Source organism: Pseudomonas sp. KNUC1026, assembly GCF_021650705.1.
Taxonomy (GTDB): domain Bacteria; phylum Pseudomonadota; class Gammaproteobacteria; order Pseudomonadales; family Pseudomonadaceae; genus Aquipseudomonas.
In genome coordinates this window covers 245,410-263,009 of record NZ_CP087138.1, presented here as the reverse complement: position 1 = coordinate 263,009, position 17,600 = coordinate 245,410, and the positions used below count along the sequence as shown (strand labels likewise).

At 62.4% G+C, this 17,600-nt stretch carries 12 protein-coding genes and 4 pseudogenes; 4 read left to right on the top strand and 12 right to left on the bottom strand.

Annotated features, from left to right (window positions below):
- Positions 1-6: 6 nt before the first annotated feature.
- The 8 genes and pseudogenes from LN139_RS00910 to grpE form a co-directional block, all read right to left on the bottom strand.
- Positions 7-426: an MFS transporter gene (locus LN139_RS00910; RefSeq protein ID WP_236357995.1), complete on the bottom strand. Its 420-nt coding sequence runs from the start codon at positions 424-426 to the stop codon at positions 7-9.
- Positions 404-877 carry a transcription elongation factor GreA gene (greA, locus tag LN139_RS00905; RefSeq protein WP_236357993.1) on the bottom strand — a complete coding sequence of 158 codons (474 nt, stop codon included), beginning with the start codon at positions 875-877 and terminating at the stop codon, positions 404-406. The genes LN139_RS00910 and greA overlap by 23 nt, the downstream gene beginning before the upstream one ends.
- Positions 874-4,095: pseudogene (gene carB / locus LN139_RS00900) on the bottom strand (carbamoyl-phosphate synthase large subunit). Before carB ends, greA begins: the two are co-directional and overlap by 4 nt.
- A gap of 117 nt (positions 4,096-4,212) precedes the next feature.
- Positions 4,213-5,349, bottom strand: coding sequence for a glutamine-hydrolyzing carbamoyl-phosphate synthase small subunit (gene carA / locus LN139_RS00895; protein WP_236357992.1), 1,137 nt, complete (start codon positions 5,347-5,349; stop codon positions 4,213-4,215).
- A gap of 183 nt (positions 5,350-5,532) precedes the next feature.
- Entirely contained in the window at positions 5,533-6,336 is an 804-nt protein-coding gene (dapB, locus tag LN139_RS00890; protein WP_236357990.1) for a 4-hydroxy-tetrahydrodipicolinate reductase, read from the bottom strand.
- A gap of 21 nt (positions 6,337-6,357) precedes the next feature.
- Complete coding sequence (dnaJ, locus tag LN139_RS00885; RefSeq protein ID WP_236357988.1) at positions 6,358-7,491, bottom strand: molecular chaperone DnaJ; 1,134 nt, start codon at positions 7,489-7,491, stop codon at positions 6,358-6,360.
- 234 nt (positions 7,492-7,725) lie between these two features.
- Entirely contained in the window at positions 7,726-9,648 is a 1,923-nt protein-coding gene (dnaK, locus tag LN139_RS00880; protein ID WP_236357986.1) for a molecular chaperone DnaK, read from the bottom strand.
- Positions 9,649-9,752: 104 nt separating this feature from the next.
- Positions 9,753-10,319, bottom strand: a complete 567-nt coding sequence (grpE, locus tag LN139_RS00875; RefSeq protein WP_236357983.1) for a nucleotide exchange factor GrpE — start codon at positions 10,317-10,319, stop codon at positions 9,753-9,755.
- A gap of 232 nt (positions 10,320-10,551) precedes the next feature.
- Here grpE and recN point away from each other — a divergent pair, with 232 nt between their 5' ends.
- The gene (recN, locus tag LN139_RS00870) at positions 10,552-12,222 is read left to right on the top strand and encodes a DNA repair protein RecN (protein ID WP_236357981.1); all 1,671 of its coding nucleotides are present in this window, start codon (positions 10,552-10,554) and stop codon (positions 12,220-12,222) included.
- 63 nt (positions 12,223-12,285) lie between these two features.
- Here recN and fur read toward each other — a convergent pair whose 3' ends face one another.
- Positions 12,286-12,693 carry a ferric iron uptake transcriptional regulator gene (fur, locus tag LN139_RS00865; RefSeq protein ID WP_236357979.1) on the bottom strand — a complete coding sequence of 136 codons (408 nt, stop codon included), beginning with the start codon at positions 12,691-12,693 and terminating at the stop codon, positions 12,286-12,288.
- A 98-nt stretch (positions 12,694-12,791) separates the two neighbouring features.
- Between fur and LN139_RS00860 the strand changes: the two are divergent.
- Positions 12,792-13,312, top strand: a pseudogene (locus LN139_RS00860) (outer membrane protein assembly factor BamE).
- A 58-nt stretch (positions 13,313-13,370) separates the two neighbouring features.
- On the opposite strand, the gene LN139_RS00855 reads toward LN139_RS00860, so the two are convergent.
- Entirely contained in the window at positions 13,371-13,685 is a 315-nt protein-coding gene (locus LN139_RS00855; protein ID WP_236357977.1) for an RnfH family protein, read from the bottom strand.
- Positions 13,678-14,112: a type II toxin-antitoxin system RatA family toxin gene (locus tag LN139_RS00850; protein ID WP_236357975.1), complete on the bottom strand. Its 435-nt coding sequence runs from the start codon at positions 14,110-14,112 to the stop codon at positions 13,678-13,680. The genes LN139_RS00855 and LN139_RS00850 overlap by 8 nt, the downstream gene beginning before the upstream one ends.
- A gap of 155 nt (positions 14,113-14,267) precedes the next feature.
- Here LN139_RS00850 and smpB point away from each other — a divergent pair.
- Positions 14,268-14,749 (top strand): annotated as a pseudogene (smpB, locus tag LN139_RS00845) (SsrA-binding protein SmpB).
- A gap of 159 nt (positions 14,750-14,908) precedes the next feature.
- On the opposite strand, the gene LN139_RS00840 reads toward smpB, so the two are convergent.
- Positions 14,909-15,676, bottom strand: coding sequence for an FCD domain-containing protein (locus LN139_RS00840; protein ID WP_236357974.1), 768 nt, complete (start codon positions 15,674-15,676; stop codon positions 14,909-14,911).
- Positions 15,677-15,893: 217 nt separating this feature from the next.
- On the opposite strand from LN139_RS00840, the pseudogene LN139_RS00835 reads away from it, so the two are divergent.
- Positions 15,894-17,526: pseudogene (locus LN139_RS00835) on the top strand (lactate permease LctP family transporter).
- Positions 17,527-17,600 lie beyond the last annotated feature (74 nt).

Sequence of the window (17,600 nt, the reverse complement as noted above, 5' to 3'; positions counted from 1 at the left end):
CTGGTGTCATGGCTCGCGGCGCACAGGCGCGGGCCAGAGCACCAGCAACAACCCGCTGACGCCCAGCACCAGGAGCGGCAACGCATCCAGCCGAGAAGGTGGCAAGCCGGCGTTCGACAGCCAGGTATATGCCAGCGCTGCGGCCATCCCTACCCAAAGCAGGTGCCCCCGCCGGTCAAGCAGCCACGCGCGCAGGCCCATGCGCCTTCCCAATATTGCCAGTTGCAAGCCAATGCCGAATACCGCCAGAACCGCTACCCAGGCGTTGGTCGCGAGAAGGATGTCCCGCACAAGCAGGTCGGCCAGGCCGGTACGCTCCAGCGCTGGCACCAACAGCACCTGAATACCCCAAAGGCCGCCGACCCAGATTACCTGGGCCAGTTGCCAGAGGGCTGCAGGCAGATCAGACGTGCGCGACTTCGACAATCTCGTACTCGACTACACCGCTGGGCGTTTTCACGGTCACCACATCACCCTCCTCCTTGCCGATCAAAGCACGAGCAATGGGCGAACCGACCGATAGCTTGCCAATCTTGATATCGGCCTCGTCTTCACCAACGATCTGGTACTTCACGCTTTCATCGGTTTCGACGTTAGCTATTTCGACCGTCACACCAAAGATCACTTTGCCCGTCTTGGCGATGTTGGCCACATCGATCACCACTGCATTCTGCAGGCGGCCCTCGATGTCACGGATACGAGCCTCGGCGAGGCCCTGCTCTTCGCGCGCAGCGTGATACTCGGCGTTTTCCTTGAGATCGCCCAGCTCGCGTGCCTCGCCGATCTTGGCACTGATCAGCGGGCGCTCTTCCTTGAGCTTCTTGAGCTCGTCTTCCAGGGCGCGTGCGCCCTGGACAGTCATCGGGTACTTGTTCATGCGTTCAATCCTGCGTGGAGATCCTGCAAGCGGCGAACGGTTTCTCAGCACCGAACTTCAGCGCTTCGCAGATGGCTTCGCCAGCCGCAATGGTGGTGGTGCAGTAGATCTTGTGTTGCAGCGCGTTGCGGCGGATCGAGTAGGAATCGGCGATCGATTGGCGGCCTTCAGTGGTGTTGATGATCAAAGTGACTTCGTCGTTCTTGATCATGTCGACCACATGCGGGCGGCCCTCGGTCACCTTGTTCACGCGGCGCACTTTCAGGCCCGCAGCCTCGATCACCTTGGCGGTGCCTGCGGTGGCAACGATCTCGAAGCCCAGGCCGATCAGGTCGCCGGCGACCTTGGCCACCAGTGGCTTGTCGTCATCGCGCACACTGATGAATGCGGTGCCGCCGGTAGGCAGCACTTCGCTGGCGCCCATCTGCGCCTTGGCGAAGGCTTCGCCGAAGCTGTCGCCAACGCCCATCACCTCACCGGTGGACTTCATCTCCGGGCCAAGGATCGGGTCGACGCCCGGGAACTTGGCAAACGGGAAGACCGCTTCCTTGACACTATAGAAGTTGGGGATGATTTCCTGGGTGAAGCCCAGTTCCTGCAGGCTCTTGCCGGCCATTACACGCGCGGCAATCATTGCCAGCGAAGTGCCGATGCACTTGGACACGAACGGAACGGTACGCGAAGCACGCGGGTTGACTTCGATGACGTAGATCTTGTCGCCCTGCAGCGCCAGTTGCACGTTCATCAGGCCGACCACACCCAGCTCCAGGGCCATTTTCTTCACCTGCTCGCGCACTTCATCCTGCACATGGGCAGGCAGCGAGTAAGGTGGCAGCGAGCACGCGGAGTCACCGGAGTGAACGCCGGCCTGCTCGATGTGCTGCATGATCGCACCAATGACCACGTCGGTACCGTCACAGACCGCATCCACGTCCATTTCGATGGCGCAGTTGAGGAAGTGGTCCAACAGCACAGGGCTGTCATTGGATACCTGAACCGCATCACGCAGGTAGCGGCGGATCTCGTCTTCGTTGTAGACGATTTCCATGGCGCGGCCGCCCAGTACGTAAGACGGGCGCACCACCAGCGGGTAGCCGATGCGGCCGGCAGCACGGATCGCTTCGTCTTCGCTGCGCACGGTCGCGTTCGGCGGCTGCAGCAGGTTCAGGCGCTCGACCATCTGCTGGAAGCGCTCGCGGTCTTCGGCGCGGTCGATCGAGTCAGGGCTGGTACCGATGATAGGCACGCCAGCTTCTTCCAGGGCACGCGCCAGTTTCAGCGGGGTTTGGCCGCCGTAGTGGACGATCACGCCTTTGGGCTTCTCGACGCGTACCACTTCCAGCACGCTCTTCGAGCGTCAGCGGCTCGAAGTACAGGCGGTCGGAGGTGTCGTAGTCGGTGGAAACGGTTTCAGGGTTGCAGTTGACCATGATGGTTTCATAGCCGTCATCGCGCAGGGCGAGCGCGGCATGCACGCAGCAGTAGTCGAACTCGATACCCTGGCCGATGCGGTTCGGGCCACCGCCGAGGATCATGATCTTGTCGCGGCCGGTCGGGCTGGCTTCGCACTCTTCCTCGTATGTGGAGTAGAGGTAGGCAGTGTCGGTGGCGAACTCGGCGGCGCAAGTGTCGACGCGCTTGTACACCGGCAGCACTTCGAGCTTGTGGCGGTGGCGGCGCAGGTTCTTCTCGGTCACGCCGAGCAGCTTGGCCAGGCGTTGGTCGCTGAAGCCCTTGCGCTTGAGGCGGAACATGGTGTCGCGGTCGATATCGGCAAGGCCCAGGGTCTTGACCTTCTCTTCCTCGGCGATCAGGTCTTCGATCTGCACCAGGAACCAGTGATCGATCATGGTCAGGGCGAAGATTTCGTCGCGCGTCATGCCGGCACGGAAGGCGTCGGCGACGTACCAGATACGGTCGGCACCGGGCACAGTCAGCTCACGCTTGAGAACGCTGCGCGCCTCGGCATCGGCCAGGTCGACCTTCGGGTCGAGGCCGCATACGCCGACTTCCAGCCCGCGCAGGGCTTTCTGCATGGATTCCTGGAAGGTGCGGCCGATAGCCATCACTTCACCGACCGACTTCATCTGAGTAGTCAGGCGAGCGTCGGCGTTAGGGAATTTCTCAAAGGCGAAACGCGGCAGCTTGGTCACCACGTAGTCAATCGAAGGCTCGAACGACGCCGGAGTGCGGCCGCCAGTGATGTCGTTCTGCAGCTCATCAAGGGTGTAACCGACAGCAAGCTTGGCCGCGACCTTGGCGATCGGGAAGCCGGTGGCCTTGGAAGCCAGTGCCGAGGAACGCGAAACACGCGGGTTCATCTCGATCACGACCATGCGCCCGGTGTCGGGGCAGATGCCGAACTGTACGTTCGAGCCGCCGGTTTCCACCCCGATCTCACGCAGCACCGCCAGCGAGGCGTTGCGCATGATCTGGTATTCCTTGTCGGTCAGGGTTTGCGCAGGTGCGACGGTGATGGAATCGCCAGTGTGCACGCCCATCGGGTCGAAGTTCTCGATGGAGCAAACGATGATGCAGTTGTCCTTCTTGTCGCGGACCACCTCCATCTCGTATTCCTTCCAGCCGATCAGCGATTCGTCGATCAGCAGTTCCTTGGTCGGCGAAAGGTCGAGGCCGCGGGCGCAGATTTCTTCGAACTCTTCACGGTTGTACGCGATGCCGCCACCGGTGCCGCCCATGGTGAACGAAGGGCGGATGATGCACGGGAAGCCCAGGCGCTCGAGCACCGCGAACGACTCTTCCATGGTGTGGGCGATGCCGGAGCGCGGGCACTCCAGGCCGATCGCCTTCATTGCCTTGTCGAAACGCGAACGGTCTTCAGCCTTGTCGATGGTGTCGGCGTTGGCACCGATCATTTCGACGCCGAACTTCTCGAGCACGCCTTCGCGCTCCAGGTCCAGTGCGCAGTTCAGCGCAGTCTGGCCGCCCATGGTCGGCAGCAACGCGTCGGGGCGCTCTTTTTCGATGATCTTGGCAACGGTCGCCCACTTGATCGGTTCGATGTAAGTGGCATCGGCCATGGCCGGGTCGGTCATGATGGTCGCCGGGTTGGAGTTGACCAGGATGACGCGGTAGCCCTCTTCGCGCAGAGCCTTGCAGGCCTGGGCGCCGGAGTAGTCGAACTCGCAGGCCTGGCCGATCACGATCGGGCCGGCGCCGAGAATCAGGATGCTTTTGATGTCTGTACGTTTTGGCATGGTTGTCACTCGAATCCGCGGGTCAGTCGGCAGGCCTGTTCAGCAAGCCGCCTGTAACAGTCTCTGGCGGCGCCCCGGCCCTGTGGGCTTGCGGGGCGCGCCACCTGGGGCAGCCGATTAACGGCGCTTGGCCATGGCATCGATGAAACGATCGAACAGCGGCGCCACGTCGGTGGGGCCTGGGCTCGCCTCGGGGTGGCCCTGGAAGCTGAACGCGCTCTTGTCGGTGCGCTCGATGCCCTGCAGGGTGCCGTCGAACAACGACTTGTGCGTGGCGCGCAGGTTTGCCGGCAGGGTTTTCTCGTCGACCGCGAAGCCGTGGTTCTGGCTGGTGATCATGACCACGCCGGTGTCCAGGTCCTGAACCGGGTGGTTGGCCCCGTGGTGACCGGTATCCATCTTCACAGTGCGTGCACCGGATGCCAGGGCGAGCAGCTGATGGCCCAGGCAGATACCGAACACCGGCACTTCGGTTTCCAGCACCTGCTTGATCGCTTCGATAGCGTAATCGCACGGCTCGGGATCGCCAGGGCCGTTGGAGAGGAACACGCCATCAGGGTTCATCGCCAGCACCTGGGCAGCGGGCGTTTTCGCAGGCACTACCGTCAGGCGGCAGCCGCGGGCCACGAGCATGCGCAGGATGTTGAGCTTCACGCCGTAGTCATAGGCGACCACGTGGTAGGGCAGCTCTGCATCGGTGCGGTCCGGGTGGCTGTCACTGGCCAATTCCCAGACGCTGGAACGCCACTCATAGGCCTTGGCAGTGGTGACTTCCTTGGCCAGGTCCATGCCCTTCAGGCCCGCGAACCCGCGCGCAGCGGCGATGGCCGCTTCTTCGGTGATGCCGTCGCCCGCCAGGATCGCGCCGTTCTGCGCGCCCTTCTCACGCAGGATGCGGGTCAGGCGGCGGGTATCGATGCCGGCAATGGCAACGACGCCGTTGGCCTTGAGGTAGTCGGGCAACGACTGGGTGTTACGCCAGTTGCTTGCCAGCAACGGCAGGTCGCGGATCACCAGGCCAGCCGACCAGACCTTGTTCGACTCGGCGTCGAGTTCGGTGGTGCCGGTGTTGCCGATGTGCGGATAAGTGAGCGTTACGATCTGCTGGGCGTACGAAGGATCTGTGAGGATTTCCTGATAACCGGTCATAGCGGTGTTGAACACCACCTCTCCGACGGTCTGGCCGTCGGCTCCGATCGCTTGGCCGCGAAAGATGCTGCCGTCGGCAAGGGCGAGTATGGCTGGCTTAGTCAAGAAGACCTCCGAAATTCAAGCCTGAAGGGGCGATCGCAGGTTGTAAAAAGCGGAATGACGTATTCACGTCACCCCGCTTTTTTAACGAATTCATCTGCGCGCTTTTAGTGGACACACTAAAGCGAAAAGCTTACAGAAAAATCGTTTTTCGGTCCACCGCTAATTAGCCCGCAAGCGAGCGTTTCAGTGCAGCCCAAGCACATCCTGCATGTCGTACAGGCCCGGCTCGCGCCCCTGCAGCCACATTGCAGCTCGCACGGCTCCCTTGGCGAAGGTCATGCGGCTGGAAGCCTTGTGGGTAATTTCCACGCGCTCACCCTCTGTGGCAAACAGTACGGTGTGATCCCCCACCACGTCGCCGGCTCGCACGGTGGCGAAGCCGATTGTCTGGCGGTCACGCGCACCGGTCTGGCCTTCACGGCCGTAAACCGCCACTTCGCGCAAATCACGGCCCAGTGCATTGGCAACCACTTCGCCCATGCGCAGCGCAGTGCCTGACGGGGCATCGACCTTGTGCCGGTGATGCGCCTCGATGATCTCGATGTCGGCTTCTTCAGCCATGACGCGGGCAGCGGTGTCGAGCAGCTTCAGGCACAGGTTGACCCCCACGCTGAAGTTGGCCGCGAACACGATCGGGATATCCTTGCCGGCCTCGACCAGGCGAGCTTTTTCTTCCTCACTGAAGCCGGTGGTGCCGATCACCATGGCCTTGCCGGCCTTGCGGCAGGCAGCCAGGTTCTTGAGTGTGACCGAGGGATGCACGAAATCGATCAGCACGTCGAACTCGTCCATCACCCGCGTGATATCACCCGAGAGCGGCACGCCAATGCGCCCCAGTGCAGCCAACTCGCCCGCATCCGCTCCCACAAGGGTGCTATCGGGGCGGTGAATGGCGGCGGTGAGGCCGGCGCCGGCCTCCTTGTGAACAGCTTCGATCAGGGCCTTGCCCATCCGACCGGCCGCGCCGGTTACTGCAATGCGTCGCATGCTTGCATCCCTTGAAAAAGATTACAGGTCGCCGAAGAAGCGCTTCACGCCATCGAACCAGCCGCTGGCCTTGGGCGAATTGGAGCTGTTGCCCTCCAGGGTGGCGCGGAACTCTTCGAGCAACTCGCGCTGGCGACGATCGAGATTGACCGGCGTTTCGACGATCACACTGCACATCAGATCGCCCGGGCCGCCGCCACGCACCGGCGCCACGCCCTTGCCGCGCAGGCGGAACTGCTTCCCGGTCTGCGTGCCTTCGGGGATCTTGAGCTTGACCCGACCATCGAGAGTCGGCACTTCCAGCTCACCGCCCAGGGCAGCATCGGTGAAGCTGATCGGCACTTCGCAGAACAGGTGCTTGCCGTCGCGCTGGAAGATGTCGTGCTCACGCACATTGATCACGACGTAAAGGTCGCCAGTCGGCCCGCCCTGCGCACCAGCCTCGCCCTCGCCCGCCAGGCGGATACGGTCGCCAGTGTCCACGCCCGCCGGCACCTTGACCGACAAGGTCTTGAATTCTTCGACCCGGCCTTCACCGTGGCAATGCTCGCACGGGTCGGAAATGATCCGGCCCTGGCCATGGCAGCGCGGGCAGGTTTGCTGCACCGAGAAGAAGCCTTGCTGCATACGCACCTGGCCAATGCCGCCGCAGGTCGGGCAGGTGACAGGGGCTGAACCCTTCTTGGCGCCACTGCCGTCGCAGGGCTTGCAGTTGACCAGGGTGGGCACGCGAATGCTGACAGTGGTGCCGCGCACGGCTTCTTCGAGGTCCAGCTCCAGGGTGTAGCGCAGGTCGGCGCCCCGCTGGGCACCACCACGGCCACCGCCGCGACCGCCACCACCGAAGAAATCGCTGAAGACGTCGCCGAAAATGTCGGAGAAGTTGGCACCACCAAAGCCCTGGCCACCACCACCGCCGCCCATGCCCGCCTCGAAGGCAGCATGGCCATACTGGTCGAACGCCGCGCGCTTGCTGGCGTCGGAGAGCACTTCATAAGCCTCGTTGGCCTCTTTGAAGCGGTCTTCGGCTTCCTTGTCGCCCGGATTGCGGTCGGGGTGATACTTCATCGCCAGGCGGCGATAGGCTTTTTTCAGGTCCCCTTCACTGGCGCCGCGTTCGACCCCCAGCACCTCGTAGTAATCACGCTTAGCCATAAGTTCTTTCACACTCTCGCTGACGTTCGGCGGCCATCGCCGCCTGGTGTGCCGCACGCAGCACCCCGTGAGTAGAAAGCAGCCAGCATCGCTGGCCGCATGCGCCCGCCAAGACAGGCAGGCGCGAAAAATAAATTCGGATGCCCAGACATGCCAACGCGGGGGCATGGCCCCCGCGCGGCGACATCCTACCAGCTGCCGCGCAAGCGCGAACAACTGGCTGATAACAAGCGATTACTTGTTGTCTTTGACTTCTTCGAACTCGGCATCGACCACGTCGTCATGCTTCTTGCCTTGTTCAGCCTCACCCGCCTGTGCGCCGCCCTGAGGCTGCTCGCCCGGCTCAGCGTACATTTTCTGAGCAACCGGCGCGGTGACTTTGGACAACTCCTCGATCTTGGCTTCGATGGCAGCCTTGTCGTCACCCTTCACGGCAACTTCCAGCGCCGACACCGCAGCTTCGATGGCGGTTTTCTCTTCGGCAGTCACCTTGTCACCGGCTTCGCTGACCATCTTGCGAGTCGAGTGCACCAGTGCGTCACCCTGGTTGCGGGCTGCGGCCAGCTCTTCGAACTTGCGGTCTTCCTCGGCATTGGCCTCGGCGTCACGCACCATGCGCTCGATTTCATCGTCGGACAGGCCGGAGTTGGCCTTGATCACGATCGACTGCTGCTTGCCGGTGGCCTTGTCCTTGGCGCCTACGTGCAGGATGCCGTTGGCGTCGATGTCGAAGGTCACTTCGATCTGCGGCACGCCGCGTGGCGCCGGCGGGATCTCGGCCAGGTCGAACTTGCCCAGGGACTTGTTCTGGCCAGCCTGCTTGCGCTCACCCTGCAGCACGTGAATGGTCACGGCGTTCTGGTTGTCATCGGCAGTGGAGAACACCTGCGACTTCTTGGTCGGGATGGTGGTGTTCTTCTCGATCAGCGGAGTCATCACGCCGCCCATGGTTTCGATACCCAGGGTCAGCGGGCTTACGTCCAGCAGCAGTACGTCCTTCACGTCACCGGACAGTACCGCACCCTGAATCGCTGCACCCATGGCAACGGCTTCGTCGGGGTTCACGTCCTTGCGTGCTTCCTTGCCGAAGAAGTCGCTGACGGCTTTCTGCACCATCGGCATACGGGTCTGGCCACCGACCAGGATCACGTCGTCGATCTTCGAAGCGTCGATCCCGGCGTCTTTCAGGGCTACGCGGCACGGTTCGATGGTGCGCTGAACCAGGTCCTCGACCAGCGACTCGAGCTTGGCACGGGAGATCTTCACGTTCAGGTGCTTCGGCCCGGAGGCATCGGCGGTCACATACGGCAGGTTCACGTCGGTCTGCTGAGCGGAAGACAGCTCGATCTTCGCTTTCTCGGCAGCTTCCTTCAGGCGCTGCATGGCCAGCGGGTCGCCCTTGAGGTTGATGCCGCTTTCTTTCTTGAATTCGTCGACGAGGTAGTCGATCAGGCGAATGTCGAAGTCTTCACCGCCGAGGAACGTGTCACCGTTGGTTGCCAGTACTTCGAACTGGTGCTCGCCGTCGACTTCAGCGATCTCGATCACCGACACGTCGAAGGTACCGCCACCCAGGTCATAAACGATGATGGTGTGGTCGCCCTTGGCCTTGTCCATGCCATAGGCCAGCGCAGCTGCGGTCGGCTCGTTGATGATGCGCTTGACGTCCAGGCCCGCGATCTTGCCGGCATCCTTGGTGGCTTGGCGCTGGCTGTCGTTGAAGTAGGCCGGCACGGTGATCACCGCCTCGGTCACAGGCTCGCCCAGGTAGTCCTCGGCGGTCTTCTTCATCTTTTTCAGCACTTCGGCGGAGATCTGCGGAGGCGCCATTTCCTGGCCCTTGGCTTCAACCCATGCGTCGCCGTTCTTGGCCTTGACGATCTTGTAAGGCACCAGCTCGATGTCTTTCTGAACGACCTGCTCTTCGAAGCGGCGGCCGATCAGGCGCTTGACCGCATAGAGGGTGTTCTGCGGGTTGGTGACCGCCTGGCGCTTGGCCGACTGGCCAACCAGAATTTCGCCGTCGTTGGTGTAAGCGATGATCGAAGGCGTGGTGCGCGCGCCTTCGGCGTTCTCGATCACTTTGGATTTGCCGTTTTCCAGCACGGAGACGCAGGAGTTGGTGGTCCCCAGGTCGATACCGATGATTTTGCCCATGTTGAAACTCTCCAGAAACTTCGAATCGGGTTGCCGCGCCAGTGGTGGCTGGCTGCGGTAGCAGGGAAGCGCTTGCCGGTTAAATGGGGGCCGGCTTTAGTATTTCAAGCCTTTTCGTCGATGGACGGCGAAACTGGCGCGGCAGGCTTGCTGACCACCACCATGGCGGGGCGCAGCAGGCGGCCGTTGAGCTGATAGCCCTTCTGGAACACCTTGAGCACGGTATTGGGCTCGACCTCGGCGCTTTCCTGCATGGCCATGGCCTGGTGGAACTCGGCGTTGAAGGGTTCGCCATGCGGGTCGACCGCTTCCAGGTTGTAGCGCTTGAGGGTGTCTTCGAACATCTTCAGCGTCAGTTGCATGCCTTCGCGCATCGGGCGCAGGGCTTCGTCTTCGGCATTGGACAGCTCCAGGCCGCGCTCCAGGCTGTCGATCACCGGCAGCAGGTCGGAGGAAAACTTCTCCAGCGCAAACTTGTGGGCTTTTTCGACATCCTGCTCGGCGCGGCGGCGCACGTTCTGCAGGTCGGCGACGGCGCGCAGGGACTGATCCTTGGCCGCCGCTATTTCTTCTTCAAGGGCCGCCACGCGAGCCGCGAGGTCATCGCCTGCAGCGTTCGGGGCCTGGGCCGCGCCTGGGTTCTGATCATCCAGCGTCTGTTCGTCAGCCATGAAAGTCTCCTTTGGTATCGGCTCGTGGAGCGGATGAGCTCGCACACTTGCCCGCCTATATGGGGCCATGGGTTTGACCTTCAAGGGTGCAGGCCGTGCCAACGGGCATAAATTTCGCCTGGCGATAAAAACGGGAGCGCTTCATCCAAATCGGCCTAAAAATGGCAATTGCCCAGCCAAGCCAGATCACTGTATAAATAACCACCCCTATCAGCCACCGCCGGAGCCGAGCATGCTGGTGCACCTGTCCGTCCACAACTACGCGATCGTCGAACACCTCGACCTTGAGCTGGCGCGTGGCATGAGCGTGATCACCGGCGAAACCGGAGCAGGCAAGTCGATCATGCTCGACGCCCTGGGCCTTACCCTGGGTGACCGTGCCGAGCCCGGAGTGGTACGCCCCGGCGCCGACAAGGCCGATATCCTGGCCACCTTCGACATCAGCCAGATCGGCGAAGCCCGCGACTGGCTCGACGAACGCGACCTGGAGCATGAAGGTCAGTGCATCATGCGCCGGGTCATCACCGCCGAAGGCCGGTCACGGGCCTATATCAACGGCACGCCCTGCCCCTTGGGCGACCTCAAGGCTCTCGGCGAATTGCTGATCGATATCCACGGCCAGCATGAGCACCAGTCGTTGCTCAAGCCCGACACCCACCGCCGCCTGCTCGACGAATACGCCGGCGCCGCAGACCTTGCCCGCCAGGTACAACTGGCCTCCCAGCGTTGGCGCCAGGCACGTCAAAGCCTCGACCGCCTGAGCAATGCCAGCGACGAACAGCGTGCTCGCCACCAGCTGCTCAGTTATCAGCTCGAGGAACTTGAAAACCTTGCCCTGGGTGACGGCGAAGTCGAAGCGCTGGAAGAGGAGCACCGCAACCTGGCCAACGCAGAGGGTTTGCTGGTCAACAGCCGCCAGGTGCTCGAACTGTGCAGCGAAAGCGATTCAGGCAACCTGCTCAGCGCCCTGCACGGTTGCCTGAATCGCCTGGGCAGCGTGAACAACCCGCCCAAGGCTTTGCAGGAAGCCGCCAACCTGCTGGCCAACGCACAGATCCAGGTCGAGGAGGCAGTGGGCGAACTCAACCGCTTCATCGACCATTTCGATGCCGACCCCTCACGCCTGCAATTCATCGAAGAACGGCTCGACACCATCTATACCCTGGCACGCAAGCACCGGGTACAGCCCAACGAGGTCAACGCCCTGCATCAGCGGCTGCTCGACGAGGTAGAGAGCCTGGACGCCAGCGACGAAACCCTGGAGCGGCTGGGCGAAGAACTTGCAGCCTACGCGCGCCACTATCAGGAGAAGGCCCAGGAACTCAGCGCACTGCGCCAGCAAGCCGCGAGCCATCTGGCGGACGCCGTGGCTACGGAAATCCAGCGCCTGGGCATGCCGGGCGGCCGTTTCGAAATCGCCTTGCGCGCCAGCAGTGCTGGTGATCTTCACCCGCATGGCCTGGAACAGGTGGAGCTGTTGGTCAGTGCCAACCCCGGCCAGCCGCTCAAGTCGATCGCCAAAGTGGCGTCCGGCGGGGAGCTGTCACGCATCAGCCTGGCGATTCAGGTCATCACCGCACAAACCTCACGCACGCCTACGCTGGTGTTCGACGAGGTGGATGTCGGCATCGGCGGGCCTACTGCTGAAATCGTCGGCCAGTTGCTCCGGCGCCTGGGCGACCGCGGCCAGGTGCTGACGGTCACGCACCTGCCACAGGTCGCAGCCCAGGGGCACCACCACCTGTTCGTGCACAAGGTGCGCAGCGAACATGACACCCACACCGCCGTGCGGGCGCTCACCAAGGCCGAGCGCATCGAAGAGGTAGCGCGCATGCTCGGCGGCATCGACCTGACCAAGGAATCCTTGGCGCACGCCAAGAAGATGGTCACCGCCAGCCGTTGAGCGCGCATAAAAAGGCGCCCTCGCAGGGGCGCCTTTTGAGCCTCGGGCACAAGGCAACGTTTCTTATTTCTTGCGTTTGCGCACGTACAGCACCAGGTTATGGTCGATCAGATCGTAACCGTACTTGTCTGCAATATCGTGCTGCAGCTTCTCGATGTCGTGGTCGACGAATTCGATGACTTCGTTGGTATCCATATTGACCATGTGGTCGTGGTGGCCGCTATCGGCCAGTTCGAACACCGCGTGGCCGCCGTCGAAGTTGTGACGCACCACCAGGCCAGCGGCCTCGAATTGGGTCAGTACGCGATAAACGGTGGCCAGGCCCACGTCTTCGCCAGCTTCCATCAGCGCCTTGTATACGTCCTCGGCGCTCATGTGCCTTTGCTCGGCAGAGTCCAGCATTTGCAGGATCTTGACCCGTGGAAGGGTCACTTTCAGGCCTGCTTTTCGTAGTTCGTTGTTTTCAACCATGGTGAGCTTTCTCGCCAATGCTGCTTTCGCAGCTTCATTCAATGCGGGTATGATCGGGCTTTCGTTGACCCAGCCAAGATAGTGGAAGTCGCCCACCGATGCAAAACACCAAGCACCTGCTCACCAGCCTCACCCTCGTGAGCCTGCTCGCACTCGCCGGTTGTTCTTTCCCGGGGTTTACAAAATCGACATCCAGCAGGGCAATGTCGTTACGCAAGACATGATAGACCAGCTCAAACCTGGCATGTCGCGCCGCCAGGTGCGTTTCATCATGGGTAACCCGCTGATCATCGACACGTTCCACCCCAACCGCTGGGATTACCTCTACAGCATGATGCCTGGTGGCGCTGCTCGCCAGCAGGAGCGTGTGAGCCTGCACTTCAACGACAACGACCAGTTGGCGAGCCTTTCGGGCGACTTCATGCCCGGCGTAAGCCGTGACCAGGCCATCATGGGCAATGACAGTGGCAATTCGGTGACCGAGCCGCAACAGCCGCAGCAACCCAAGGAAGCGCCGCCCAAGCCCGGCTCGCTGCTCGAAGACATTCAGCACAGCGTCGACGAAGCCAAGCCGACCGCCGTTCCGTCGCCCGAGCCGCTGGACACCGATCCTCGGTAAGCAACCAGCGAACAGCAAAAAGCCCGGCCTTGGTGCCGGGCTTTTTATTGCCTGCCTTTCAGCGTTTGCCGGCCTGCGCAGCTTTGGCCTTGGCACGTGCAGCACGCTGGCGTCGCACCTCCATCGGGTCGGCAAGCAGTGGGCGGTAGATCTCCACGCGGTCGCCAGGCTCGAGCACATGGCTGGCTGGCGCTTTGAGCAACTTGCCGAAGATGCCGACTGCGCTGGTGTCGAGCCCAACGAAGCGCTGCAGGATGCCAGAGCGCTGGATTGCCTGCGTGGCAGTACACCCTTCCGGCACCTCAAGCGCAATCAACGCCTGCTCGGCCACCCCGGCATGCGCGACTTCAACCTTGATCGACCGCTCAGCCATACAACTGCTTGGCGCGCTGGCAGAAGGCATCGACGAGCGTGTTGGCGGCCTGGTTGAACAGCGGGCCGAGGGTTGCGCGCACGATCGGGCCATCGTAGTCGAAAGCAAGGTCGAGGCTGATCTTGCAGGCTTTCTCGCCCAGGGGCTTGAACACCCAGACTCCATTGAGCTGGGTGAAGGGGCCCTCTTCGAGGTTCATTTCGATGCGCTGGCCAGGGTCAAGCGTGTTGAGCGTGACCAGCTTCTGGCTCAAACCGGCCTTGGCGACCTCCAGGCTCGCACGCATGTGCGTGGCGCTGCTGTCGATCACGGTGGTGGCGGAGCACCAGGGCAGGAACTGCGGGTAACTGGCCACATCGTTGACCAGGTCGTAAAGGGCCTGGGCGGGGTATGGCAGCAGGGCTGAGCGTTGTATATGGGTCGTCATCTATCCGTCACGTCCGTGGCGCGCCAGCAAACTCTTGGGAGTGCGCAGTGGCGCCAGCAGTTCATCAGCGAAGTGTTAGCGGCATTGTCCGGGATTCAATCCTTGCGCTCAAGGCCATAGCCTGCCGCTGTGCTTACCCCTATAATGCGCGGCCTATGGCTAAACAAAAGAAACACCCCACCGGGACCATCGCGCTGAACAAAAAGCGCGGCACGATTACTTCATCGAACACCGCTTCGAAGCTGGCCTGGCCCTTGCGGGTTGGGAGGTGAAGAGCCTGCGCGCCGGCAAGGCGCAACTGGTCGACAGTTACATCCTGCTCAAGGATAACGAGGCCTGGCTGTTCGGCGCACACATCACGCCGCTCAACGCTGCCAGCACCCACGTGATCGCCGACCCCATCCGCACGCGCAAGCTGCTGCTCAACCGCCGCGAGCTTGACCGGCTGTTCTCCGATGTTCAGCAAAAGGGCTACACCTGCGTGGCCACGGCGCTGTATTGGAGCAAGCACCTGATCAAGTGCGAGATTGCGCTGGCCAAGGGCAAGAAGGAGTTCGACAAGCGCGATACGCAGCGCGAGCGCGACTCCGACCGCGAGATTCAGCGTGCGGTGCGCAACAAGGGGCGTGAGGAGTAATCCTTCTCTTCGCCTGCGTCGCCCGTTACACGGCGTCCGTTACACGTCGTCCGGCAAGCCGGCCTCCCACAAAGACTCAGCGGCGCTGTTCAATCAGTGGGAGGCCGGCTAGCCGGGCGACGTGTAACGGACGCCGTGTAACGGACGAAGCGAAATGCTCTAGAACCCCCGCCGCCGCTCCGCCCGAGCCACTCGCTCCGCCTCTTGCTGCGCCTCCAGCAGCACCTCCTGCACATACAGAATGTGCCGGCTCGACACTTCGCGAGCCAAATCCGCCTGCCCACTCATGATCGCTTCGTACAGCTCTCGGTGCTGGCTGATCAACATGTCCCGGGTTTCGCTACGCTGTTGGTACATCCCACCGATGTTGGTGACCACATTGCGCTTGAGCAGGTCGAACAGGCCACGGATCGTATGCAGCAGCACCGCGTTATGGCTGGCCTCGGCGATGGCCAGGTGAAAACTCGCATCGGCGGCGCCCTCTTCCAGCCGGCTCACCTCAGCAGGCCGCCTGTAGCAGTCGGCCAGGCACTCGAAGGCAGCCGTGAGGCGCTCGCGATCACCCTCGGTGGCACGTTGGGCCGCGTACCAGGCGCATGAGGCTTCCAGCGTGTGGCGGAATTCGAGCAAGTCCTGCTGGGCATGGATGCTGTTTTCCAGCAAGGCCATCAACGGATCGCTGAAGGTCGCTCCCAGGCTTTCGATCACAAAGTGCCCACCGCCCTGGCGGCTGACCAGAATGCCCTTGGCCACCAGCTTCTGGATCGCCTCGCGCAGCGACGGCCGTGACACGCCGAACTGCTCGGCCAGCGTGCGCTCGGCAGGCAGGCGTTCGCCGGCCTTGAGCGTGCCTTCCAACAGCATGGCCTCCAGCCGCTCGACGATCCCGTCGGACAAACGCCGCTGGCGTACCTGATCAAAGCTCATTACCTGTTCTCCATCCCGCATGAGGCGGGCGGCACATTCTCGCCGATTCCCGCGCGTAGAGCATCAGCCGCCGCAAGCGCTCTACGACGAACGTACACCCTAGGGCAATTGACACACGAACCGGAGGGCCACTACGCTAGCCATCGAACGTTAAAAATTGGTCTTACCAATTTACCGTAACTCGCCGAGCCGCCCAAAAACAATAAGGTTCATCACCATGCAGACCTGGCAACAACTCTACAGCCCGCTTGGCAGCCTGGGGCTTTCCGCCGTGGCCGCCGTACTCCCTATCGTATTCTTCTTCATCGCCCTGGCGTTGCTGCGACTCAAAGGCCATGTCGCCGGCTTCATCACCCTGATGCTGGCGTTGGGCGTGGCGATCCTGGCGTTCGGCATGCCCGCCGACATGGCGCTGGCTGCGGCCGGCTATGGCTTCATGTACGGCCTGTGGCCCATCGCCTGGATCATCGTGGCGGCGGTGTTCCTGTACAAACTCACGGTCAAAAGCGGCCAGTTCGAAGTGATCCGCAGCTCGGTGTTGTCGATCACCGACGACCAGCGCCTGCAGGTGCTGCTGATCGGCTTCTGCTTCGGGGCCTTCCTCGAAGGCGCTGCCGGCTTCGGCGCGCCAGTGGCTATCACCGCCGCATTGTTGGTAGGCCTGGGCTTCAATCCGCTGTACGCCGCAGGCCTGTGCCTGATTGCCAACACCGCGCCGGTCGCCTTTGGGGCGCTGGGCATTCCGATCATCGTCGCAGGCCAAGTCACCGGTATCGACGCCATGAAGATCGGCGCCATGACCGGCCGCCAGCTGCCGCTGCTGTCGCTGTTCGTGCCGTTCTGGCTGGTGTTCATCATGGACGGCATGCGCGGCGTGAAAGAAACCTGGCCGGCAGCGCTGGTGGCCGGCAGCAGCTTCGCCGTCACCCAATACCTGACCTCCAACTTCATTGGCCCCGAGCTGCCCGATATCACCTCGGCCCTGGCCAGCCTGATCGCCACCACGCTGTTCCTCAAAGCCTGGCGCCCACGCAACAGCCAGGCCGCCAGCAAGGCGCAGGGCACGGCCTACAGCGCCGGGGCCATCTTCAAAGCCTGGTCGCCGTTCCTGATCCTCACCGTGCTGGTGACGATCTGGACCCTCAAACCCTTCAAGGCGCTGTTCGCCGCCGGAGGTGCGTTGTACAGCACCGTCGCCGCCATCGCTGTACCGCACCTGGACCAACTGGTCATCAAGGGCGCGCCCATCGTGGCCACGCCGACTCCGCTGGCCGCAGTGTTCAAGTTCGACCCTGATTTCCGCGACCGGTTCGGCGATCTTCCTCTCGGCGTTGATCAGCATGCTGGTGCTGCGCATCACGCCAAGAATTGGCCTGACCACTTTCAAGGAAACGCTGTTCGAGCTGCGCTGGCCGATTCTTTCCATCGGCATGGTGCTGGCCTTCGCGTTCGTCACCAACTACTCGGGGATGTCTTCCACGCTTGCCCTGGTATTGGCCGGCACCGGCGCCGCGTTCCCGTTCTTTTCGCCGTTCCTGGGCTGGCTGGGCGTGTTCCTCACCGGCTCCGATACCTCGTCCAACGCGCTGTTCAGCTCGCTGCAAGCCACCACCGCGCATCAGATCGGCGTGAACGACACGCTGCTGGTCGCTGCCAACACCAGTGGCGGCGTGACCGGCAAGATGATCTCGCCACAGTCCATCGCCGTGGCCTGCGCTGCCACTGGCCTGGTGGGCAAAGAGGCCGACCTGTTCCGCTTCACGCTCAAGCACAGCCTGTTCTTCGCCACCATCGTCGGCCTGATCACGCTCATCCAGGCCTACTGGCTGACCGGCATGCTCGTGCATTGATGCCACACTGTGAGAGCCGCCGCCTGAATGCATGGGCGGCGGCCACACATAAAAACCGGCCCGATCCGGAGATA